This window comes from Leekyejoonella antrihumi, assembly GCF_007845645.1.
Taxonomy (GTDB): domain Bacteria; phylum Actinomycetota; class Actinomycetes; order Actinomycetales; family Dermatophilaceae; genus Leekyejoonella; species Leekyejoonella antrihumi.
On record NZ_VCQV01000002.1, the window covers coordinates 228,270 to 250,599 of the forward strand.

The 22,330-nt window shown below is 67.5% G+C and carries 17 protein-coding genes and 1 tRNA gene; 13 read left to right on the forward strand and 5 right to left on the reverse strand.

Going from position 1 to position 22,330, the window contains the following annotated elements; translation table 11 throughout:
- Window positions 1-142 precede the first annotated feature (142 nt).
- The 3 genes from rsmA to FGL98_RS02425 all read left to right on the forward strand — a co-directional run bounded on the left by rsmA (window position 143) and on the right by FGL98_RS02425 (window position 3,925).
- Entirely contained in the window at window positions 143-1,015 is an 873-nt protein-coding gene (gene rsmA / locus FGL98_RS02415; protein ID WP_222431983.1) for a 16S rRNA (adenine(1518)-N(6)/adenine(1519)-N(6))-dimethyltransferase RsmA, read from the forward strand.
- A 128-nt stretch (window positions 1,016-1,143) separates the two neighbouring features.
- Window positions 1,144-2,076, forward strand: a complete 933-nt coding sequence (locus tag FGL98_RS02420) for a 4-(cytidine 5'-diphospho)-2-C-methyl-D-erythritol kinase (RefSeq protein ID WP_146315060.1) — start codon at window positions 1,144-1,146, stop codon at window positions 2,074-2,076.
- A 28-nt stretch (window positions 2,077-2,104) separates the two neighbouring features.
- Window positions 2,105-3,925 carry an ABC-F family ATP-binding cassette domain-containing protein gene (locus FGL98_RS02425; RefSeq protein ID WP_146315061.1) on the forward strand — a complete coding sequence of 607 codons (1,821 nt, stop codon included), beginning with the start codon at window positions 2,105-2,107 and terminating at the stop codon, window positions 3,923-3,925.
- Window positions 3,926-3,966: 41 nt separating this feature from the next.
- On the opposite strand, the gene FGL98_RS02430 is transcribed toward FGL98_RS02425, so the two are convergent.
- Window positions 3,967-4,836, reverse strand: a complete 870-nt coding sequence (locus FGL98_RS02430; protein WP_146315062.1) for an HAD-IIB family hydrolase — start codon at window positions 4,834-4,836, stop codon at window positions 3,967-3,969.
- Window positions 4,837-5,187: 351 nt separating this feature from the next.
- Here FGL98_RS02430 and FGL98_RS02435 point away from each other — a divergent pair, with 351 nt between their 5' ends.
- From FGL98_RS02435 to FGL98_RS02460, 6 genes are read left to right on the forward strand one after another with little or no spacing between them, the layout of a single operon-like run.
- Window positions 5,188-7,533 (forward strand): GtrA family protein, encoded by a 2,346-nt coding sequence (locus FGL98_RS02435; protein ID WP_186525931.1) that lies wholly within the window; start codon window positions 5,188-5,190, stop codon window positions 7,531-7,533.
- Between the two features lie 37 nt (window positions 7,534-7,570).
- Window positions 7,571-10,120, forward strand: a complete 2,550-nt coding sequence (locus tag FGL98_RS02440; RefSeq protein WP_146315064.1) for a fibronectin type III domain-containing protein — start codon at window positions 7,571-7,573, stop codon at window positions 10,118-10,120.
- Between the two features lie 16 nt (window positions 10,121-10,136).
- Window positions 10,137-11,693, forward strand: coding sequence for an ArnT family glycosyltransferase (locus FGL98_RS02445; RefSeq protein ID WP_186525932.1), 1,557 nt, complete (start codon window positions 10,137-10,139; stop codon window positions 11,691-11,693).
- Complete coding sequence (locus FGL98_RS02450) at window positions 11,690-13,075, forward strand: alkaline phosphatase family protein (protein WP_146315066.1); 1,386 nt, start codon at window positions 11,690-11,692, stop codon at window positions 13,073-13,075. Before FGL98_RS02445 ends, FGL98_RS02450 begins: the two co-directional genes overlap by 4 nt.
- The gene (locus tag FGL98_RS02455; protein ID WP_146315067.1) at window positions 13,065-14,648 is read left to right on the forward strand and encodes a hypothetical protein; all 1,584 of its coding nucleotides are present in this window, start codon (window positions 13,065-13,067) and stop codon (window positions 14,646-14,648) included. The genes FGL98_RS02450 and FGL98_RS02455 overlap by 11 nt, the downstream gene beginning before the upstream one ends.
- A complete protein-coding gene (locus tag FGL98_RS02460; protein WP_146315068.1) occupies window positions 14,645-15,769 on the forward strand; it encodes a glycoside hydrolase family 71/99 protein in 1,125 nt (374 codons plus the stop codon). The genes FGL98_RS02455 and FGL98_RS02460 overlap by 4 nt, the downstream gene beginning before the upstream one ends.
- 53 nt (window positions 15,770-15,822) lie before the next feature.
- Here the strand turns inward: FGL98_RS02460 and FGL98_RS02465 are convergent, their stop codons facing one another.
- From FGL98_RS02465 to FGL98_RS02475, 3 genes are all read right to left on the reverse strand, one after another.
- Window positions 15,823-16,080, reverse strand: coding sequence for a hypothetical protein (locus tag FGL98_RS02465; RefSeq protein ID WP_146315069.1), 258 nt, complete (start codon window positions 16,078-16,080; stop codon window positions 15,823-15,825).
- A 122-nt stretch (window positions 16,081-16,202) separates the two neighbouring features.
- Window positions 16,203-16,655, reverse strand: a complete 453-nt coding sequence (locus FGL98_RS02470) for an adenylyltransferase/cytidyltransferase family protein (protein ID WP_146315070.1) — start codon at window positions 16,653-16,655, stop codon at window positions 16,203-16,205.
- 308 nt (window positions 16,656-16,963) lie between these two features.
- Complete coding sequence (locus FGL98_RS02475; RefSeq protein ID WP_146315071.1) at window positions 16,964-17,473, reverse strand: MarR family winged helix-turn-helix transcriptional regulator; 510 nt, start codon at window positions 17,471-17,473, stop codon at window positions 16,964-16,966.
- Window positions 17,474-17,576: 103 nt separating this feature from the next.
- Between FGL98_RS02475 and FGL98_RS26875 the strand changes: the two genes are divergently transcribed.
- Window positions 17,577-18,806, forward strand: a complete 1,230-nt coding sequence (locus FGL98_RS26875; RefSeq protein WP_146315072.1) for a methyltransferase domain-containing protein — start codon at window positions 17,577-17,579, stop codon at window positions 18,804-18,806.
- 1 nt (window position 18,807) lies between these two features.
- Here FGL98_RS26875 and FGL98_RS02485 read toward each other — a convergent pair whose 3' ends face one another.
- Window positions 18,808-19,443, reverse strand: coding sequence for a TetR/AcrR family transcriptional regulator (locus FGL98_RS02485; protein ID WP_246136333.1), 636 nt, complete (start codon window positions 19,441-19,443; stop codon window positions 18,808-18,810).
- A 131-nt stretch (window positions 19,444-19,574) separates the two neighbouring features.
- On the opposite strand from FGL98_RS02485, the gene FGL98_RS02490 reads away from it, so the two are divergent.
- From FGL98_RS02490 to glmU, 3 genes are all read left to right on the forward strand, one after another.
- Window positions 19,575-19,653 (forward strand) — tRNA-Gln (locus FGL98_RS02490).
- Window positions 19,654-19,748: 95 nt separating this feature from the next.
- On the forward strand, window positions 19,749-20,684 hold the full coding sequence (locus tag FGL98_RS02495; protein ID WP_146315073.1) for a DMT family transporter: 936 nt from the start codon (window positions 19,749-19,751) through the stop codon (window positions 20,682-20,684).
- Window positions 20,685-20,806: 122 nt separating this feature from the next.
- The gene (glmU, locus tag FGL98_RS02500) at window positions 20,807-22,297 is read left to right on the forward strand and encodes a bifunctional UDP-N-acetylglucosamine diphosphorylase/glucosamine-1-phosphate N-acetyltransferase GlmU (protein WP_146315074.1); all 1,491 of its coding nucleotides are present in this window, start codon (window positions 20,807-20,809) and stop codon (window positions 22,295-22,297) included.
- Window positions 22,298-22,330: the final 33 nt, after the last annotated feature.

Genomic DNA, 22,330 nt, shown 5'->3' on the forward strand with positions numbered 1-22,330 from the left:
TAGGTGGGCCGCTCGGTGTGGAGGTATGCCTCTCGGCGGGTTGGGGCAGAGCGGGCGCGGCTATAGGGTGCACGTCATGACCTGTGACGAGTCCTCGAGCGCGCAGCCCGCGGACTCCTCGAAAGGATCCGAGGCGGGCCGTATGCCGCACGCGGGCGACCCGGCGCGGATCTCGCCGACCCTCGGGGCCGGCGAGATCCGGGCGCTCGCGGCACGCCTCGGCCTCCGCCCGACCAAGGGGTGGGGTCAAAACTTCGTCATCGACGCCAACACCGTGCACAAGATCGTGCGCGCGGCGCAGGTCGGTTCCGACGACCACGTCATCGAGGTGGGCCCGGGCCTCGGATCCCTCACGCTGGCCCTACTGCCACGGGTGGGTCGAGTCACCGCGATCGAGATCGACCCGGTGCTGGCCGGCGAGCTGCCGCACACCGTCGCCCGGCACGCCCCCGAGTCCGCCGATCGGCTGGAGCTCGTGCACGCCGACGCCCTGCAGGTCACCGAGCTCGCCGGGCCGCCGCCGACCGCGCTGGTGGCCAATCTGCCCTACAACGTGTCGGTGCCCGTGGTCCTGTCGTTCCTCGAGCGGTTCGAGTCGATCGAGCGGGTGCTGGTCATGGTGCAGCTGGAGGTCGCCGAACGGCTCGCCGCGACCCCGGGCAGCAAGATCTATGGCGTCCCGAGCGTCAAGGCCGCGTGGTATGCGCAGGTGCGGCTGGCCGACCGGGTGGGTCGCAATGTCTTCTGGCCGGCGCCCAAGGTCGACTCCGGCCTGGTCGAGATGCGGAGACGGCCCGCGCCCGTGACGACGGCGTCCCGAAAGGACGTGTTCGCCTGCATCGACGCGGCGTTCGCGCAGCGGCGCAAGACCCTGCGCGCGGCCCTTGCCGGATGGGCCGGATCGGCCCAGCATGCCGAGCAGGTCCTGCGTGCGGCCGGCGTCGACCCGCAGCTGCGCGGCGAGCGTCTCGGCATCCAGGACTTCGCCGTCATCGCGGCAGCGCGTTCGGCATAGGGTGACGACATGAGTTCTCACCCCGCGAAGTCCTCACTCGTACCTCGTTCGGTACTTCGCAGGGGCGCCGGAGCCTCCGACCCCGGACTTTGGAGTGCGCGGTATCTGCTGCTGTGCGAGAGTCTCATATGAGCTCGGTGCGGACGATTCTCGGCGTCACGGTGCGCACGCCCGCCAAGGTCAACCTGGAGCTGCGGGTGGGCCCGCTGCGTGACCACGGCTACCACGACCTGTCGACCGTGTTCCATGCCGTGGACCTGACCGACAACGTGACGGTTTCCGAGGCGGGTGACTGGGGCTGCACCGTCGTGGGGCCGTATGCCGACAACGTGCCGACCGACGCGTCCAACCTGGCAGTGCAGGCCGCACGGATGGTCTACGAGCGCTATGGCTTCACCGGCACGGCACACATCACCATCGACAAGTCGATCCCCGTTGCCGGCGGTATGGCGGGTGGTTCCGCCGACGGTGCCGCCGCGCTTGTCGGCGTCGACGCGCTGCTGGACGCCGGACTGAGCAAGCAGGAGCTGCAGAGCCTGGCCGCCGAACTGGGCAGCGACGTGCCGTTCGCCCTCTTCGGCGGCACCGCGCTCGGATCCGGTCGTGGTGAGCAGCTCGCGCCGATCCTCACCCAGGGCCGCACCGAGTGGGTCTTCGCGCTGCGGCACGAGGGTCTGTCGACCCCGGCGGTGTATGCCGAGTGCGACCGGCTGCGTGGCACTGCGCCGGTCTCGACGCCGGAGCCGTCGCAGAGCCTCATGGCCGCCCTCCGCGCGGGCGACGTGCACGGCATCGCCCGCTGTCTGCGCAACGACCTGCAGGACGCCGCGTTCTCGCTGATGCCCGACCTGGAGCAGACCCTGGACCTGGGACTCGACAATGGCGCTCTGGGCGGTATCGTCTCGGGGTCGGGGCCGACGGTGGCCTTCCTGTGCGCCGGCCGCGCCGACGCGCTCGAGCTGATGGTGGTGCTGGCGGCCTCGAAGTCGTGCGACGAGGTCGTGCGTGCCACCGGCCCCGCCCACGGTGCACATGTCGTGCACGACGTCCGCATGAGCTGACGGCTGACTACTACCTGTCTTTGGAGCTATGGCCAACCTGCTTGCTGCTGAGTGTATTTCGCTCGCCCTCGGTACATCACAGCTGATCGATGACGTCTCGTTCGGTGTCGGTGGTGGCGATCGCATCGGCGTGGTGGGTCGCAACGGCGGCGGCAAGTCGACCGTCATGCGCGTGCTTCAGGGTGACCAGCCGGTGGACTCGGGGCGGGTGACCAGGGTCGGGGGCCTGACCATCGGGCTGCTGAGCCAGGAGGACCGCATACCGCCGCAGTCGACCGTCCGGGAGGCGGTGCTGGGCGACCGGCCGGAGCACCAGTGGGCCGGTGACCCCCGCGTGCGGGACGTCCTGGACGGCCTGCTGGGTGGCGTCTCGCTCGGCGGGGTGGGTGGTCCGGACGCCCTGGTCGGGCCGATGTCGGGTGGCGAGCGGCGCCGGGTTGCGCTGGCCCGGCTGCTGGTCGATGACCCGGGGCTGCTGCTGCTGGACGAGCCGACCAACCACCTGGACGTCGAGGGCGTGCAGTGGCTGGCCGACCACCTGGTGCAGCGCCGTTCGCGCGGCGACAACGCGTTCGTCGCGATCACCCACGACCGGTGGTTCCTCGACGCCATCGCGACGATGACGTGGGAGGTCATCGACGGCAAGATCGAGCAGTACGAAGGCGGCTACGCGGCCTACATCCTGGCCAAGAACGAGCGTGCGCGGGTCGCGGCCGTCACCGAGGAACGGCGCAGCAACCTGCTGCGCAAGGAGCTGGCGTGGCTGCGCCGTGGGCCGCCGGCCCGCACCAGCAAGCCGAAGTTTCGCATCGATGCGGCGAACGAGCTGATCAAGGGCGAGCCGGAGCCGCGGGACGGTGTGGAGCTGATGCGCTTTGCCACCACCCGGCTGGGCAAGGACGTCGTCGACCTGATCGACGCGTCGGTCACCCTCGGCGACCGGCGCATCATTGACCGGCAGACCTGGCGGCTTGCGCCGGGGGAGCGGACCGGGATCGTCGGTGTCAACGGCGCCGGGAAGTCGACGCTGCTGCGCGCCCTCGAAGGCACGCAGGAGCTCAGCGCGGGCAAGCGCAAGCAGGGCAGCACCGTGCAGATCGCCTTCCTCAGCCAGGAGGTGCGCGAGCTGGAGCAGGTTGCCGGCATGCGCGTCATCGACGCCGTGACGCAGGTGAAGTCGTTCACGATGCTGGACGGCAAGGAGGTCAGCGCAAGCACTCTGGCCAAGCGGCTGGGCTTCTCCGGACCGCGGCAGCAGACCAGGGTCAGCGACCTCTCCGGTGGCGAACGGCGGCGGCTGCAGTTCCTGCGGCTGCTGATGGCCGAACCGAACGTGCTGCTGCTGGACGAGCCGACCAACGACCTGGACATCGAGACGCTGACCTCGCTGGAGGATGTGCTCGACGGGTGGGCCGGCTCGCTGGTCGTTGTTTCGCACGACCGGTATCTGCTGGAGCGCATGTGCGACCGGCAGATCGCGCTGTTGGGTGATGGGCGAATCCGGGACCTGCCCGGGGGAGTCGAGCAGTATCTCGAGCTGCGGCACGCGGCGCCAGCCGGCGCCCGTCCGGAGCCCGACCCGGCGCCGCGTGCGGCCGAGCCGGAGACGGCGGCCGGTGGTGCGGCATACGGCCCGGCGCAGCTGCGGGCCGCGCGCAAGGACATGGCGCGGGCCGAGCGTGGCCTGGCGAGACTGGCCGAGCGCGAGGAGAAGCTCCACACGCAGCTGGTCGCGGCGGGCGCCGACCACGCAGAGGCCACCCGGCTGGACGCGGCGCTGCGACAGGTGCACGCGGAGCGTGCGGGCCTCGAGGAGCAGTGGATGGCGGCCGCGGAGATCGTCGAGTAGCCCCAGCGAGTTGTGCACTTTCGCTCCAAACAAAGGCGCACCTAGGGCTGCGCCTTTGGAGCGAAAGTGCACAACTCGGTGGGGGGATATTCGCCTCGTGTGCCGGGCAGCGGTTTCGATCCGTTCCTCGGGTGGGCACCCAATGTCAGTCGGTCGAGGATGGCACGCACGTATTGCAGGCAGGCCTGCGCGTTCTCCACCTGGAACGTGGAGACCCCCAGCGCCTTGACCGGGTAGTCGTTCCCGCCGGGGTCGAGCCGGTCCCCGACGAAATGCATTGCGGACAGCTCGATCCCGAGCACCTGGCTGAGCATCTGCAAGCCGTGGGACTTGTCGATGCCCTTCCGGGTGATGTCGATCGAGGTGGATCCTCCCGATCGCACCTCAAGGTCGGGCAGTAGGCGCTGCACCGCGACCCGAAGCCTGTCCCGCTTGTCGCCACCGGGGTCCCAGAGCTTTTTCAGGCCGGTTGGTGCCGACTGCCCAAGCCCGGAGAACGTCATCTGCGACCCGCGATCCTCGATGCGCGGCCCGAAGACGTTCTCCTGCGGTTCCCACACTCCCAGCGCACGGGCCTCCTGCTCGAGCACCTTGGCGACGGTGCGCCGCTGCCCAGGCTCGAGGTCGTGAGAGTACTGCTCGGTCCAGCCATGTGCCGGGTCCCAGCGCAGGTAGCGCGTGCCGCAGGTCGGCATGAGATGCAGGTTCGACAGATCTGCGGATCGGGGAAGGTGCTCGACAACCTGTGTCTCGAACTGGTTGTATGTCCCGCCGGAAATGATCAGAACCTGGACCTGCCCGAGGAGGTCCGAGAGAGCCGACCCCATCTGGGGGGAGATGGGGCACTTCGACTCCGCCAAGGTGTCGTCCAGGTCGAATGCAAGAACGCGAAGGTTCTTTGGCACGTCCACGGCTGTGTCCTCTCTGTTTTGGTTGAGTTGACTGGCGGTGCGCGCTACCCGGGCGAAGCTGGGCAGGGCGGGTTTGGGTCACCTCGGTTCCGGGATGATACCCGGTAATGCAACGACCCATACCGCGAAAGCTGAGATTCACCTGAACGTGGCGTCTATCACAATTACCGTCAGTTGCCGATGGCGCAGCCCTACTCTTTATGGACATTAACGCTCGTGGGAGGGGCGCTTCTGGTCGTCGGTGGCGCCTTATTGAGTTGGGGGCTGTGCATGGACAGCGTCGAAGATGACCTCGTTTCTCGCCGCGCCGAGGCGTGGGATCCGCCTAGGGCACCGACCAGCGTTCCGTGCGTGATCATCCCGACCCGCAACGAGGCCCACAACGTCGAGCCGCTGGTCGCGAGACTGAGCGCAGCGTTCGGGTGCGGTCAGGTGCAGGTCCTCTTCGTCGATGACAGTGACGACGAGACACCGGTGGTGATCTCGAAGGTGGCGTCCCGCGCCGTCGTTCCCGTGCGGCTGATCCACCGGGAGCCCGGTGAGCGCGGTGGGGGGCTCGGCGCCGCCGTCTTGGCCGGACTACGGGACGCCGCCGATCGGGGCGCCGAATGGGCCGTGGTCATGGATGGTGACCTCCAGCACCCGCCAGAGGTGGCACCAGCCCTTCTCGCCGAGGCAGTACGCACAGAGGCGGACCTGGCAGTGGCCAGTAGGTACATCGGGAATGGCACTGCCGAGGGCCTGTCCGACCGTGCCCGGGTGGTGGTATCGCGCAGTGCGACGAGTTTGAGCAAGGCCGTGTTTCCTCGAAAGCTGCGGCAGTGCAGTGATCCAATGAGCGGATTCTTCGCAATCCGGTTGGCGTCCGTGGATCTTGATCGGCTGCGCCCGCAGGGGTTCAAGATCCTGCTCGAGATCGTGGCGCGCTCCAAGCGGTTGCGGATCGCGGAGCAGCCCTTCACCTTCGCTGAGCGGCACAGCGGCAACAGCAAGGCGTCCTGGCGGGAAGGCGTGGTCTTCCTGCACCGGTTGAGCGGCCTGCGTCTCGCGACCATCCTGGGCCGGCACAGCGCACGGGCGGCAACGGTCGTCGGGTTTGCTGCGGTGGGGGCGTCTGGACTGCTCGTCAACAGCGTGGCGTTGTGGTTCTTCGTCGCGGGGTTGGGTGTCGGGTTGCTGTGGGCGGCCGTCCTGGCAACGGAGGTGTCGACCATTTGGAACTTCGCCTTGACCGACGGTCTGGTGTTCCGCGGTCACAAGGCGCGTCCCTGGTGGCAGCGCTTTGTCGGTTTCGCCCTTGTCAACAACGCCGTGCTGCTGCTGCGACTACCGCTCTTGTACTGGCTGATTCGTAGCCTGGGCGTTCACTACATCGCGGCCAATGTGATGACGCTCCTGGCCGCTTTTGCCTTGCGCTTCCTGGTCGCCGACCTCTATCTATTTAGTTCAAGGAGAGACATGTCCATTACATCGCGCCGTCAGGGCGTTACCCCAACCGACCACCGTCCGGTCAGCATCGAAGAATCTTCTGCGCCGTGCCGTAGCGGCCCCACCGACTTGGTGGTCGACCTACGCGATCACGGGCTCCCGTCCGTTCGGGTGACCAGAAGCGCGCCCGTGTGGCACTACGACATCCACGGGTTGGTAACGCTCTCCTCGGTGGTCCAGTTGCGCGAGCTGGAACACTTCGCAACTGACCACGACGGACCCTGTGACATCGAGATCCGCGGGGGTGATTTCGGCAACCGGCAGGCTCGGACTCGGGCCCGAGTCACTCAGTATGCGGCGATCCCGGCGGTCTCGTACGAGGAGCACTCCGGGCGGCGCGGCGCGGACTTCCTCGTCGACATGACCGAAAACATTTGCGTGACAGTGGGCCCCATGCTTCTGACCTCGCCGCATGTGCTCTACACGAACGTGGTGGAAGCACTGCTTCGCTTCGTGCTCGTGTCACGGGATCGGGTACTGCTGCACTCGGCATGCCTCGAACTCGACGGCATGGGGGTGTTGCTGTCAGCGCGGACCGATACCGGAAAGACCGGAACGGTACTTCGCCTGGTGCGTGAGAGTCGCGCCAGATTCCTTTCGGATGACATGACGATCCTGTCGGCAGACGGTGCCGCGCTCTGCTTCCCGAAACCACTCACGATCAGCCAGCACACTCTGCGGGCCGTCGACGCCGGGGAGTTGACTCCATCCGAGTGGCGATGGCTGCGGGTTCAAAGCCGACTGCACTCCAAGGGCGGACGAGGCATCGGAGCCCGACTCGGAGAGCTGAACGTGCCGATCATGTCCCTCAACGCCTTGACGCAGCACATGGTCCCGCCACCGAAGTACGTGATTCAGCGACTGGTTCGGTGCGAGGAATCCACCAGCGTATCCGTCAAAGACCTGTTCATCATCGAACGCCAAAGCTACGGGCTCGAGGATGTCGATCCCGACACGTTGATCGACGAACTGATCGACAACACCGATGACGCCTATGGGTTCCCACCCTTCCGGTACTTCGCGCCCGCCTTGGTGATCGATGGGCAAGGTTACGACCAGTTGCGCGTCCGGGAACGCGCGATCTTGACCCAGGCAGTCAGCGGTGTTCGGGCCCGACGGCTTGCCACCCCCGACTTCACCTGGGCCGATCACATTCCGTCCCTGATCGGCGCCACTGACACGGACCGCGTGGTCGACGGGACTGAATAGCCACCCGGGGGGCGCAGTCGGATGGGAACACACACTGATGAGGTCCTGGGTTGCCGCAGCAGCGGCAGCGGTCGTCCTGATGGTCGCCGGTGCCGTTATGCCCGCAGAGGCTTCCGGCATGTCCAGTGGGTCCGCCGCGAGCAGCGCGTTCGATGCACACCTGACGCGGGCGCCGTACCTCACCGATCTGGTGGGGCTGCACGTGGCGGTCAACTTCGCGACGGACCAGTCCGGGCAGTCCGCCAACGTGACCGTCGGGGCGGTGACCGGCGGAGGTTGCACCCCGAACCAGTCTGTGCCGGCAAGCCGGCGGACGGTCACGGTCGGCACAGTGAGTGAGTATCAGTGGACCTCCGAGGTCACCCTGCCCAGCCCCGGGACCTACTGCTACCGGGCCTATCTGGGGAACACCGACCTACTGGCCGGTGTGTCGTCTCCGCAGTTCACCACCCAGCAGCAACCCGGAGACACGACCCCGTTCTCCTTCGACGTGATGGGCGACTGGGGCAGTGTTGATGCCACCGGCCAGAACCCCGGCCAGGCCGCGGTGATGCAGCAGATCGCTGCCAGCAACGCGCGGTTTCTGGTGACCGTGGGCGACAACGGCTATCCGAACGGGAGCCAGATCAACTACGGGGACCTGCAGCAGAGCGGCGCAAATACGAGCGCCGTATTCGGTCCGCAGTTTTGGACCGTGCCAGGACTGACCACCCCGATCTTCACCGCGGCGGGCAACCATGGCCTCTCCGGGGTCGCACACACCGACATCACCACCTGGACCCAGAACACCGCCGTGGCGGAGTCCGGCGGCCGCTACCAGGACGACGTGTACTGCTGCGTCAACGGGACACGATCGACGCACTACGCCAGCGAGTGGTATGCCTTCACCGCGGGAAACGCGCGGTTCTACGTCTTGGACGCGGCCTGGGGAGACACCAACGCCGGGGATGCGACACCGTATGCCGCTGACGCCGCCGCGCACTGGGCGCCCGGGGACCCGGAGTACGAGTGGTTGCTGGCCGATCTTGCGGCGCACCCCACCCAGCTGAAGTTCGCGTTCTTCCACTACCCCCTCTATGTCGACAACCCGAGCGAAGCGTCCGACACGTACCTGAGCGGCCCGAACAATCTTGAGGGCCTGCTGGCAGGTTACGGAGTGCAAATGGTCTTCAACGGGCATGCTCATCTCTACGAGCGCAACCTGCCCAGCGCCGTGGGTATGCCGGTGACCTACGTGACGGGAGGTGGTGGCGGCACTCCCGAGCCAGTGGGCCCGTGCACAGCACTGGATGCGTATGCAGTGGGCTGGTCTCCGACGAAGCTTCGGGGATCCGCATGCGGGGCCGCGTCGCCGCCAACCTCCGCGTCGGACGTCTATCACTTCCTCAAGGTCACCGTCTCGGGCTCACAGGTCACGGTTGCACCGACCAACTCGCTCGGACAGACCTTCGACGTGCAGACCTATCAGTTCAACGTTCCGGTCGACACCTGGATCGACAGCGGGCCACCGCCCGCCACCGCAAGCAGCTCGGCCACGTTCACCTTCCACGCCAGCAGCGCGGGCGCGACCTTCGCCTGCACGCTCGACGGCGGCGCGGCCAGCACGTGCACCAGCCCGGTCAACTACACCGGACTGGCGTCCGGGACGCACACCTTCACCGTCGCCGCGACCGACGACGGCGTACCCGACCCGAGCGCGGCGAGTCAGACCTGGTCGGTGGACTCGTCACCGCCGACCGCCCCGACCGCGTTGACCGCATCGGCCCCGTCCGCCTCCGAGGTCGACCTGGCCTGGAGTGCGTCGACCGACGATGTCGGAGTCACCGGATACCGCATCTACCGAGACGGGTCGCTCGTCGGGACGGTCCGTGCACCGGACACCACGTACGCCGACGACACGGCCCAGCCGGCGACGGACTACACGTATACGGTCACCGCCGTGGACGCGGTCGGCAACGAGTCGCCGACGAGCGACCCGGTGACGGTGACGACCCCTCAGCCGACCGTTCCGCTCTTCGCTGACGGGTTTGAGTCCGGGAACCTGTCCGCGTGGAACAGCACCGGCGGGTTGAGCGTCGAGGGCGTCGTCGTGCACAGCGGCGCCTATGCGGCTGAAGGGAACACCACCAACGGTGCGACGTACGCCAAGAAGACGTTGCCGTCGACCTACCCGGATGCCTACGCCGCAGTGTCCTTCAACGTGCTGTCCCAGTCCGCGCAGGTCAACCTGCTGCGACTGCGCACTGCGAGCGGTGCCTCACTGGGCTACGTATTTGTCAGCAGCACCGGGAGGCTCGGTGTGCTCACCGACGCGACCAAGACGACGACAACCAGCGGACTGTTCGTCTCGCCCGGCTGGCACTCGCTTCAACTCCGCCTTGCCGTGGACTCCGCGCCTGGGACGCCGACCGGGGTGGTGCAGGTCTGGCTGGACGGGACTCTGGTCGACGCCTTGTCCAACACCGCCACCGACACCGGCAGCACACCTGTGGGGGCGATGCAGATCGGCGAGACCCAGACCGGCCGCAGTTACGACGTCGTGTTCGACGATGCGGCCTTCGCCACCAACCGGCTTGGCACTCCCTGAGGGGCGTGGACAGCGCATGGTGACCTCGCTCGTGGATGAGCCCACCAGAACGCGGACATCTGTGTCGCGGCTGATGATTCGAGCACGTCGGCACCTGCCCGCGGGCGTAGCCGCCTCGAGAGACCCGGTTGCTTCCGGCCTGCTGGCGTTGGCGCTCGTGGTCGGATCGGCGCTGCGTTTCACGGCGCTCGGCAGCGTCGGGTTGAACAGCGATGAGGCGGTGTATGCCGCGCAAGCCGGATCGTTGGCGGGCAACCCGCACTTCAGCTCACTCTTTCCGATCGTCCGTGCGCACCCGCTGCTGTTCCAGATGCTCCTCTCTCCGCTCTATCGGCATGGAGTCCCCGATGTGCCCGGACGGTATGTTGCCGCTGCCTTCGGGGTTGGCACCCTGGCCCTCACCTACCTCCTCGGGCGCATCCTCTTCAACGCTCGGGTCGGAGCGCTCGCGGCCCTGCTGCTCGCGGTCATGCCCTACCACGTCGTGTTGAGCCGGCAGATCATGCTCGACGGGCCGATGACCTTCTTCGCGACGGGGGCACTGGTGTGTGTAGCGATTGCCGCTCGGCGACGAGATGGCCTCTGGTTGTTGGCTGCTGGGGCGCTGCTCGGCCTGGCTGCGTTGTCCAAGGAGCCCGCGATCATTTTGCTCGGCTCAGGATTCGCGTTCGTGGCACTCACCAGCCGGATCCGCAGGTCGCTTCGCTACTCGACGGCGGGCGCAGGACTGGCCATAGCTCTCATACTGGCCTATCCCTTGTTGACGGCCATCTCCGGCGGTTCGCGAGGCGGCCAGTCCTACCTCGCGTGGCAGCTGGCACGCGAGCCCAACCACACCCTGACCTTCTACTTCACCGCTGTCGGGGCAGCGATGGGTTTCGTCCTGCTTGCTGTCGCAGGGCTGGGCCTGATGATCTTCCACCGGCGCTGGTCCTGGCGCGAGACCCTGCTGGCTTCCTGGCTCGTGGTTCCGTTTGTCTACTTCGAAGCCTGGCCGACGAAGGGTTTCTCCTACCTGCTGCCGCTGGCCCCAGTGGTCGCGGTGCTTGCCGCCGTCGCTCTCGTTCGACTGGCGGGGGACGGTCACTGGTGGCGGCGGGCGCTGGTCGCCGGGCTCGCCGGTGCCTGTGTCATCTCCCTGCTCGTGCCCTCCATGGATGGCATCGTCTCGCCGACAACCTCCGGCCTGGCGGGCGCCGGGGGGATACCGGGGGGCCGCGAGGCGGGGCGCTGGGTGGCGAACCATGCCCCGCCGGGTGCTCAGTTCATGACGATCGGCCCATCGATGGCGAACATCATCCAGTACTACGGTGGCCGGCGCTCAGACGGTCTCTCGGTGAGCCCGAACCCGCTTCACCGCAACCCGTCCTATACGCCCATTGCGAATGCGGATCTGGCACTGCGCCGAGGGCAGTACCAGTACATCGTCTGGGACACCTACTCCGCCCGCCGCTCGACGCACTTCTCCGGGCGGGCGCTCGATCTCGTTCGGCGATTCCATGGCGTCCCCGTGGACGTCGAGCGCGACTCCCAAGGGCATCGCCTCATTGTGATCTACCAGGTGTCGTCATGAGGCGGATGGTACGGAGTGCCTCGATCTTGCTGCTCACCCTCGCGCTCAGTTCCGCAGTCGCGCAGGCGCGCAGCGCAACACCTTCGCGGCAGCCGGCAGCGCAGGGCACCGCGTCCACGCCGTTGCGCCACATCGTGGTGATGAGCCAGGAGGGGCACAGCTTCGACAACTACTTCGGCCACCGGGCTGGTGTCGACGGGCTGCCGGCGGGCACCTGCCTCCCCGCACCGCGCGGCGAGCCAGGACCGTGCGTGCCGCCGCATCCGGTAAGTGGCTCGCCGCACGCAAAACTGCGCGGAACGGCCGCCGCCCAGACGGAGTCCGTCGACAGTGGACGCATGGACGGATTCGTTCGCGCGCAGGCCGTTCACGGTTCCAGCGGGCGGGTGGCGATGGGTTACTACCCTGCCCAGCAGCTTCCGGTCCTGACCGGCGTGGCCGATCGCGGCGTCGTGTTCGACAAGTGGTTTGCTGCCGTGCCCGGCTCGGCAGTCGCGAACGACCTGTTCGGCGTTGCCGCGACCTCCCCGGCCGACGTCCAGCAGGTCCCCGCCAAGGGATGGGGTGATGTCCCCCTGATCTTCGATCGGCTCGAAGACGCGGGAGTTTCGTGGCGCATCTACGTGGAGAACTACCAACCGGATCTAACGATCGGCGCCGCTCGCTCCGCGCAGCAGCGCAGCACGGGCCAAGTGGCCCGAGTGCCCGCCCTGGCGACGTCGGGGTTCGTCGCGAGCCCGTCGTTGCGTGCCCATGTCGTGGATCTGAGCCGTTACTACGATGATCTCGCCAGAGGACGTCTGCCGGCCGTGTCCTTCATCGTCAGCACGCAGCATACCGAGCTGGCACCTCGCAATCCGAGCATCGACCAGCGGCTCGTGGGAAGTGTGGTCAACGGGCTGCTGAGCAGCTCGGCATGGCAGCAGTCCGCCTTCTTCCTGACGTACGCCACCTCCGGCGGGTGGTATGACCACGTCCCGCCGCCGACGATCGGGGGGACACGGGTTGGCCTTCGCGTGCCAACCGTCCTGCTGAGCCCTTACGTCTCGGCGGGCACCGTGAACGGCACCACCTACGACAGCGCCGCGATCCTCAAGCTCATTGAGCAGAACTGGTCACTGAAACCGCTGACCAGCCGCGACTGGGATGCCGCAAGCCTGCTACCGCTGTTCTCTTTCCATGCGGATCCTGCGAGGCCGACGCTCGTCGGTGTTGCGCCGAGCAGGCCTCCCGTTCAGCAGCCGGGTCGATCCGTGCTCTACATCGGCTATCTCTGCGCGTTACTCGCGGCGCTGGTCTGCTTCTCCTTCGTCGTCTTTCGGCGGTGGCCATCGGGGTCGGCGCGAGAAACCATCGAGGGAGGGCGCCAAGATGACGCGTGAAAGCTCCTGGTTTCGGAGCGTGTCGGGACGTGTCCGTCGCGTGCTGCACGCCGCGGTTGCTGTTGCCACGGTGGCGACCCTCGTTCTCGTCGCACCCGTCGGTATGGCGGCCGTATCCGGTCCGGGGGCCGCCGGAACGGTGTATGTCCAGACCGTTCCGGCTCTCGCCGGCGTGCGGTTGAGCGTCGCCGGCATCCGGGTAACGACGGGCTCGGATGGGAGCGCCCGGGTGAAGGTGTCGAGCATCAACCACATCGCGCAGCGCGTCGTCCTGGCCGGCACTCGGGTCGACGGCCGGACGACCGTGGCACTGTCGCGCGTCAGTCCACAACCGCATGCGGAGCGCCACACCAGCAGGTTGGACGTCGGACTGCAGATCAGTTCCGTCGTCAGGCTGGCCGTGGCTTCCGGTCGAAGCGGGATTGCGGCCGGCGATGTCTCCGGGCTGCGTCTCCACTCGCTCAGCGGCAAGGTCTTGACGGTCGACCCACGTCCGGGTGCGACCGTGGACCTGCTGTCGCGGCGCGCGGTCCTTCAGGCGGGCGTACTCACGTCGCAGACGGTTACCTGGTCGGTGGACCGTGTGACCACGCGCAGCGGAGCCGCCGTGACCACGAGTTCTCCCCGGTTCGACCCCTTCAGCCACTCTCTATGGACGGTCCAGCTCGCGCCGGTCGCCGGAACTGTCGAGGTGGACACCGTGCCGGCAACCCCAGGAGTCATGGTGGTCGTTGGGGGGCACACCCTCACCACCGGTGCGAACGGACGAGGCAGCGCCAGCACCTCCGACCTCAACTCCGTGTCCTCGGGGCTGAAGCTGGCGACCCCGCAGGCCGGCGAGTCGAGTGTCGAGCTGCTGCACGTCAGCAAGCTGCCGCCGCACGCCCCACGACACCGCCGGCTGCTCCTTGCCCTCAAGGTCAGCAACCCGGTGACCTTTACCTTCGTTGATCCCCGAGGGCACGTCATACCGTTGACCCGGGTCGGCCAGGTCCGTCTCGATCAAGCGGGTCACAGCCTGACCATCGACCCGCAGGAGCTCGCCGGGCCAGTGCTGCTGCCGACGTCCGTGGCCAAGCGGGCCCACGACGTGTGGCGAACCGACCGGCTGGACTACTCGATCGAGGCCGTCTCGGTGTCCGGGGCGAACGCGGTGTTCAGCGGCCAGCACCGCTTCGATCCACGCACGGAGCACCTCTGGCGGGTCCGCCTGTCCGTCTACGACATGTCGATCACCGTGCGTGACGCTCTGCTCGGGCGACGAACGTCTTCAACCGTGCAGCTGACGTCCCCCGACGGGCGGCAGCAACGGCTGGACGTCGGCGACAGTGCGCCCACCGTGTTGTCGTCGCTGGTCCGCGGGACGTATCACCTGGTCGTTGGTGCTGCAGTCGTCGGCGCCGACCACAGCGTTCTCGTCTCACGAAGCAGCGTCGCAGACCTTCGGGTCATCACGCTGCTCGACCTGGTGATCATTGCGTGCGTCATCGGCCTTTTGGCCGCCGCCCTCATCGTGGCCGGCCGTCGGCTCGCCCACCGCGCCACTCGACCTTCCAAGGGAGAAGCCTCATGAGCGGCATCATGCGTCGAGTGGGAGTGGTGCTGGCTCTGGGTGTCATGCTCCTGGGCTGGGGGGCGGCCGCTGCCGCGTCGGCGGGCCCTCGCCCAGCCAGTGTGCATCAGCCGGACGCGCCGGTCTATGCCTACTTCTACCAGTGGTTCAACCAGGACTCCTGGCGTCGGGCAAAGATCGACTACCCCTTGGCAGGGCGGTATAGCAGCGAGGATCCCAAAGTCCTCCGCGACCAGATCACCCAGGCGCAGGCTGCCGGTTTGAACGGATTCCTCACCTCGTGGAAGAGCACACCGACGCTCAACCGCCGATTGCAGATGCTTCTGGACGATGCCGGCCCACGCCACTTCGACGTCGGGGTCGTGTATGAGGGCCTCGACTTCGAGCGGCACCCGCTGCCCATCGCCACCGTCCGTCGGGACATGGTGCTACTTGTCAGCAAGTGGGGCAGTCAGCTGCGATCGCAATACTTCGACCGGCCACTGATCATCTGGACCGGTATCAACGAGTACTCGCTCGCGGACATCCGCTCGGTGCGGCAGGCACTGGGAGACCGTGCCTTCCTACTGGCGTCGGCCAAGAGCGTGCACGACTACCAGCAGGTTGCCGGCCTGGTCGATGGCGATGCCTACTACTGGTCGTCGGCCAACCCCGGCACGGCCTACACCCAGCAGCGCCTGGATGCCATCGGAACCGCTGTGCACCGAAACCACGGGATCTGGTTGGCACCGGCGGCTGCCGGTTTCGACGGGGGCCCGCTGGGACACCAACGCGTTGTGCCTCGCGAGAAGGGCCAGACGTTGACCCGTAGTTTCAACGACGCCATGGCGAGCCGGCCCGACGCCGTGGGCGTCATCAGCTGGAATGAGTGGTCGGAGAACACCTACATCGAGCCTGGGCGGCGGTACGGAAGCCAGGAGATCGACGTGCTGCGGAACATCCTTGAACACCACACGGCAACGGTGGTCACTCACCAGAACAGCACGGGCACGACCCGCGACTCGGCACCCAGGTCGATGCGCTGGACGGGTTGGGCAGCGGGCTGGTCACTTCTTGGCGGGACCGGCCTCGCGGCCGGCTGGGTGATCTTGCGCGTCCGCTCCAAGAGTGGGCGGGAGTGACCTCGGCAGCAAGGGTATGTCTGAGCAGCACCAAGCGCAGTCAGCCTGCACCACTACCGATGCTCACCGGACGAGGAGTCGTCCGGGTCCAGTATTCCATCCGCCGACGCCGTCGTGAGCCCCACACCTGCATGCATAAGCAACAGGGTCGCCCGTTCGGTGAGTTCCTTTCGGCCAAGATGAGCACAAACCGGGCAGGTGAACTCCACTACCGTCGAGCCGCGCGGACCAAATGGAACCAGCTGAGCATCAGCCATGGGCAACTCGACGGCCCCACAACGTGCGCAGTCCACCTTGATCGTCGCGTTCACACCCCGAAGTGTGGCAGATCCACCTGTATACCAGGTGAATCGCACGCGAGCGTTTCCTGAACCGCTCGGTCACCTCGCGGCGGCCGCGGTTTGATCTGGCCGGAACGTGGAGGTTCACCGTTTCACCGGCTCGGCTCGACCTCCTGGTGCCCGAGTGCTTGGTTGATGCGGGTCGAGGAGTCGGACTTGTGGGCACCCCCGGTGCCGAACACCATCCGGATGTGATGGTGGTCGCAGACGTCGGTCTCGGGCACCGCGGTCGTGGTATTGCGATCGCCGCCGTTGGCGAAGGTGAGGCTGTCGCCCGGGTATTGGCGGGCAATCATCTCGAGGGTCTTGACGATCGTGGGATCGTCATCGATGGCCAGAACGACGCTGTCAACGCCTTTGATCGCGCGCATCAGGCGTAGCCGGTTGCTTTCATCGAGGATGATCTTGCCCTTCTTCAGCCGTTGTTGGGTGTCGTTGTTGACAACGACGATCAACTGCTCGCCGAGCTGGGCCGCCGACTCGATCATGTCCAGGTGGCCGCCGTGGAGTGGGTTGAAGTATCCGCTGACGATGACGACGTTCATGACTGTTCACCTCACAGGCCGAATGTGGGATTGGGCGACGAACCGAGCCAGCGGCATTGCTTACGAGTAGCGAGCCCCCATGGCCACCCCCTCGCGTTTTGCCATCCGCGTTGGTAGTGAATTATCGGGCTAGCGGCCCCGGGACTGCCAGAATATTCTGCGGATCGTGGTGACAGGAAAGATGTCGAGTTGTGCACTTTCGCCCCAAAGGCGCACCTGTACAGCTGCGCCTTTGGCGCCAAAGTGCACAACTGGGTGGGGTTATTCGGCTCGTAGGCCGTGTGCCGTATGCCGGGCAGGGGCTTCGATCAGCCCTTGGGGGTCTCGACCGCGGACAGGAGCGTGCGCAGGGCGGCGGCCAGTCCGTCGCGGTCCCGTCCGGGCAGCGCGGTGAGCAGCGCGCGCTCGTGCTCGAGCAGGTCGGCCATCGCGGCATCGACCGCCGCGCGGCCTTGGTCGGTCAGGCGCACCAGCACTCCGCGCCGGTCGTTGGGCGCCGGTCGGCGTTCCACGAAGCCTCGAGCCGCCAGCCGGTCGACTCGGTTGGTCATGGTGCCGCTGGTCACGAGCGTCTGCTGCATCAGAGCACCCGGCGACAGTTCGTAGGGCGCGCTGGTGCGGCGTAGCGCCGACAGGACGTCGAACTCCCACCCGTCCAGGTGGTGCTTCGAGAAGGCCTGGCCGCGCGCCTGGTCGAGCAGCCGGGCAATCCGAGAGATGCGCGAGAGCACCTGCAGCGGTGCAACATCCAGGTCGGGGCGCTCGCGGCGCCAGGCGTCGACGATGTGGTCCACTTCGTCTCGCGGCTGCTGCACCATGCGCCAACTATAGTCGACATCAAGTATCTTGGCATCGAGATAAATGCGCGTACCTTGAAGTCGAGAGATCGCAACGGCGCGGTCGCCTCACGAAGGAGTCACGATGCCCAGCTGGGACCCGACGCAGTACGAACGCTTTGCCGAGCAGCGGCATCGCCCGTTTCGCGACCTGCTCGCCCGGATCGACCTCGAGGACCCGCGACTGGTGGTCGACCTCGGCTGCGGCAACGGTCTGGCGACCCTCGACCTGGTGAAGCGCTGGCCGCAGGCCCGGGTGATCGGCGTCGACTCGTCCGCGCAGATGCTCGACCGTGCGCGAGCGGTCGACACCGAAGCGCGCGTCGAGTGGGTGCAGGAGGACGTCAGCCGCTGGGACCCCGCCGGAGTCGGGGCTCCGGACGTCATCGTCACCAATGCCACCTTGCAGTGGGTGCCCGGTCATCTCGACCTCATCTCGCGGTGGGTCGCCGCGCTCGCAGCCGGCGGTGTCTTCGCGATGCAGGTGCCTGGCAACTTCGACGCGCCATCTCATTGCATCATCCGCGAGGTCGCCGCCGGCCAGCCTCGTGGCGACGAGCTGACCGCGGCACTGCGGCACGCTCGCCCGGTCGGCGATCCGCTGGAGTATGCCGAGGTGCTCGCCGCCGCATGCCCCGGCCTCGACGTGTGGGAGACGACCTACCTGCAGGTGCTGGATCCGCAGGCACAGCAGGAGTGCCCGGTCCTCGAGTGGGTGAAGGGGACTGCGCTGCGGCCGCTGCTGGATCTGCTCGATGGCGCCGAGCGTGCCGCATTCCTGGACCAGCTCGCCCAGAGGCTGGATGACGCCTACCCGCGCCAGTCCTACGGCACGCCGTTCCCTTTCCGGCGCATCTTCGCAGTCGGCCGCAAGGCCACCCCCGGCGGGTTGAGCCGGTCGAGCGCGAAACGCGAGACCGCGTCGAAACCGGGTGACGGATGCCGTGACCGAGCCAACGGCGTGCAAGGGCTGCATCACGTGCAGGTGGCCTGCCCGGCCGGCAGCGAGAAGTCGCTGCGAGGCTTCTACGGCCGCGTGCTGGGGCTGCCGGAGATCCCGAAGCCGCCCGCGCTCGCGGTGCGCGGCGGGTGTTGGTTCGAGGTCGGCGCCCAGCAGCTGCACCTGGGCGTCGAGGAGGGTTTTGCGCCGGCGAAGAAGGCGCATCCCTGCCTACTCGTCGCCGATGTCGACGCGGTCGCCGCCGCGGTGTCGGCGGCCGGCGGCGCGGTGCGCTGGGACGACAGCATCGAGGGCGTGCGCCGATTTCATACGGACGATCCGGTCGGCAACCGGGTCGAGCTGCGGCAGGCCTGAACTACTTGCGTGAGTCGATGGCGGTCAGCTTGGGTTTGGCCTCGAGACTGGTCAGCCCGTTCCACGCCAGGTTGACCATGTGAGCCGCGACAAACTCCTTCTTGAACGCGCGCCCGCTCTCCAGCCACCACTCGCCGGTCAGGGCGATCATGCCGATCAGCATCTGTGCATAGATCGGCACGGGTTTGGTGTCGAGCCGCTGCCGCCGAAACTCCTCGCCGAGGATGCCCTCGACCTGCACGGCAACATCCGACATCAGGCTGGCGATGGAGCCGCTGCCGTGCCAGGACGGTGAGTCCCGCACCAGGATCCGGAAGGCCGACGGCGACTGCTCGATGTAGGTGAGCAGCGCCCACGCCGTGCGCTCCAGGATCTGCCGGGAACCGCCGCCCTCCGCCAGTGAGACCGAGATCTGGCGCAGTAGATCCTGGATCGCTCGCTCGACGATCACGGCATACAGCCCGGCCTTGCCGCCGAAGTGCTCGTAGATCACCGGTTTGGTGACACCGGCGAGCTTGGCGACCTCCTCCACCGAGACGCCCTGGACGCCCTGCTCGGCGAAGACCTCCTGGCCGACACGGATGAGCTGCTCACGGCGGTCGTGGGCGGACATGCGCGATCGGCTGCCGGTGCTCATGGGTCCATTGTCGCGGATGCCACGAGGGCGCAACGGGGGTGTCTTCGGCCCGGCCCGCCGGTTTGCCGGTTGTCGCCGTTCGCGCGCTCTCGTCTACCCTGATGCACGGCCCGCCATAGGTGGGTCGGCATTCCCCGGTTGCTCTGCTGGCAGGGGCCGCCTGACTTTGAATCAGGATTAGCGACGTTGGTTCGATTCCAACCCGGGGAGCCGCTGCGTCGCGCGGCCGCTGCCGTGCGAGCCCAGGAAGTCGCTGTCGTGCATAGATAGAATGTGTGCGGTAGTGGCGAAGGGAGGCCGGCCGCGTGAGCGGAAAGATTCTGGCCATCCTGCTGGGCCTGCTCGCGGCGTTCCTGTTCGCCCTCGCCGCCTACTACCAGCAGCGTGCCGCGCGTGTCACCGAGCGGCACGGGAGCACCGGCATCTCGCGTATGGCGGCGCTCATGTCGCATCTCGTTCGTTCCCGCACGTGGCTGCTCGGGTGGGGTATCAACGTCTGCGGCTTCGGCGCCCAGGCGGTGGCGCTGCACGTGGGGTCGATCGCCTCCGTCCAGCCGCTGCTTGCCACTCAGCTGCTGTTCGCACTGCCCATGTCGTCGCTCGAGCTGTCCCGGTGGCCGAGGCTCAGGGACTGGCTGTCGGCGCTCGCGATCTGTGGCGGACTGGTGCTGCTGCTGGTCGTGGTCGGCGCGAAGGCCCTCCAGGGGGCCCCGGACCGTGGCCGGATCCTTCTTGCGGTCGCGTGTGCCTTGGCCGCCATCGCACTGGCCTTCGCGATGGCGACGCGGGTGCCGCACGCGGTGGCCAACGTGCTGCTCGCCGGTTCCGCCGGCCTGTGCTTCTCGATGACGGCGGTCTTCATCAAGCTGACGGGGGATGACCTCGTCCATCACGGCATCGCCTACACCGCGCGGGACTGGGTGGGGTATGCCCTCGCCGGCTCGACGCTGCTCGGGCTCGTGCTGGAGCAGGGCGCGTTCGCCAACGGGCCGCTGCCCTGGGCGATTGCCACGAAGGACTCGGTCAACCCGATCGCCAGCTATGCCATCGGTGTGCTGGCCTTCCCGACGGCGCTGCCAGGAGACGCCCCGCGCCTCTTCGGGCTGGCGATGGCCGGAGTGCTGCTGATCGCGGGAGCAGTCGGGCTGGCCCACTCGCCCTCCGCCGGACTGTGGCTGCAGCGCGACTCGGCATCCGTCACCCCGGCCGTCCATCCGGGCGGGCCCGCTGGGAGCGGCTGAGTCCCCGTGTCGACCGGTCGCGGGGTGCGGAGTGTGCCGATCTGCCCCATGGCAGGTAGCATCGCCAAGGGCCTCTGCGCCCCGTTTGCCCACTCTGCAGCAGCCTCCAAGGAGCATCACGCGTGAGCGCTACGCCCGCCGCAGTCATCGTCCTGGCCGCCGGCGACGGCACCCGGATGAAGTCTTCCACCAGCAAGGTGCTCCACCTCATCGGCGGGCGATCTCTTGTCGGCCACGCCCTGCTGGCGGCCGCACACACGGGCGCTCCGAGGGTGGCCGTCACGGTGCGGGCGCACCGGGACCTTGTCGCGGCGCACATCACCGAGATCTGGCCCGAGGTGATCGTGGCGGACCAGGACGAGATCAAGGGCACCGGACGGGCCGTCGAGTGCGCGCTCGAGGCGCTGCCGGCCGACCTGTCCGGGACGGTCCTGGTCACCTACGGAGACGTGCCCCTGCTCACGACGCAGGCGCTGCTCGACCTGACCCAGGCCCATGAGGATGCGGCAAATGCGGTGACCGTGCTGACCGCGCACCTGGAGGACCCCACCGGATACGGTCGCGTGGTTCGTGACTCCGACGGGTCCGTGCAAGGGATCGTCGAGCACAAGGACGCTCTTCGTGCCCGTGACGAGGGTGGGGCGCACGCGAATGTGCTGGAGATTAACGAGATCAACTCCGGCATCTACGCCTTCGATGCGCAGGTGCTTCGTGCCAGCCTGGCGAAGGTCACCACGGACAACGCTCAGGGGGAGAAGTACCTCACCGACGTGCTCGCGATTGCGCGGGCCGCCGGGCGCCGGGTCGCGGGGCACGACATCGACGACCGCTGGCAGATCGAGGGTGTCAACGACAAGTCGCAGCTGGCCCGGCTCGGCAAGGAGTACAACCGTCGTGTCCTGCAACGGCTGATGGTCGAGGACGGTGTCATCATCATCGATCCGGACAGCACCTGGGTCGACGCCGACGTCAGCGTCGGCATCGACACGGTCCTGCACCCCAACACCCAGCTGCACCGGGCGACTGCGATCGGTGCGTCGTGCACGATCGGACCGGACACCACGTTGACCGGCACGGAGGTCGCCGACGGTGCGACCGTGGTGCGCACGCAGGCGGAGCTCGCGGTGATCGGTGCGGGCGCCACCGTCGGACCGTTCTCCTATTTGCGCCCCGGGACGATCCTGGGCGCGCACGGCAAGATCGGCGGCTTCGTCGAGACCAAGAACGCACAGATCGGTGAGGGCGCCAAGGTGCCCCACCTGACCTACTGCGGCGACGCCACGATCGGCGCCGGGGCAAACATCGGCGCGGGCACGATCTTCGCCAACTACGACGGGGTCAACAAGCACCATACCGATATCGGTGCGCAGTCGTTCATCGGCAGCAACAGCGTGATCGTCGCGCCCCGCACGATTGCCGACGGGGTATACATCGCCGCAGGTTCCGCGGTGGTGGAGGATGTGGGGGCCGGGCAGCTCGGCGTCACTCGGGCCAGGCAGCGCAACGTCGACGGGTGGGTCGCCCGTCGACGCGCCGACACGGCCACCCACCGGGCCGCTCTCGAGGCCGAAGCACGGCATACGTCCACCACCGACCAAGGGGCTCCGGAATGAGCGAGCGCAGCGAGCGACCAATGATGCAGGCGA